The sequence below is a fragment of the Lacinutrix sp. MEBiC02595 genome, assembly GCF_053601555.1.
This window is the reverse complement of sequence record NZ_JBSHNU010000057.1, coordinates 1-910: the sequence shown is the minus strand read 5'-3', so window position 1 is coordinate 910 and position 910 is coordinate 1. Positions and strand designations below refer to the sequence as shown.

Sequence of the window (910 nt, the reverse complement as noted above, 5' to 3'; positions counted from 1 at the left end):
GTTACCATCATCAAAGCTCCAGTTTATTGTGGTGCTTCCACTTTCAACAAAAGAAAGCATATCTGAAGTAGTTCCAGTAATCGATCCAGTACAAACATCAGTCGTTGTTGGAGCGGTTAAAGTTCCGTTACAATCTACAGTAACAGAAGCTAATGTTGGCGTTACAGGATCTGTTGTATCGTCATAATTATAGGTTTGAGGTATAGAAATAGCGTTTCCATTACCATCATCAAAAGTCCAGTTGATTATTGTGTTACCACCTTCAACAAAAGAAAGCGTATCAGTCGTTGTACCCGTAATAGTTCCTGCACAAACATCAGTCGTTGTTGGAGTAGTTAATGTTCCGTTGCAATCTACAGTAACAGAAGCTAATGTTGGCGTTACAGGATCTGTTGTATCGTCATAATTATAGGTTTGAGGTATAGAAATAGAGTTTCCATTACCATCATCAAAGCTCCAGTTTATTGTGGTGCTTCCACTTTCAACAAAAGAAAGCGTATCTGAAGTAGTTCCAGTAATCGATCCAGTACAAATATCAGTCGTTGTTGGAGCGGTTAATGTACCGTTGCAATCTAAAGTAACAGCAGATAATGTTGGTGTTACAGGATCTGTTGTATCATCATAATTATAGGTTTGCGGTACAGAAATTGTATTTCCGTTACCATCATCAAAGTTCCAGTTTATTGTGGCGCTTCCACCTTCAACAAAAGAAAGCGTATCTGAAGTAGTTCCAGTAATCGATCCAGCACAAACATCAGTCGTTGTTGGTGCAGTTAAAGTTCCGTTACAATCTACGGTAACAGCAGATAAAGTTGGTGCTACAGGATCTGTTGTATCATCATAATTATAGGTTTGCGGTACAGAAATCGTGTTTCCGTTACCATCATCAAAGCTCCAGTTTATTGTGGTG

General features: G+C 38.8%; 1 protein-coding gene. It reads right to left on the bottom strand.

Annotation, left to right across the window (positions count from 1 at the left end):
- On the bottom strand, nt 1–910 hold a 910-nt coding region (locus tag ACVCZW_RS00215), incomplete at both ends, for a hypothetical protein (protein ID WP_452231311.1).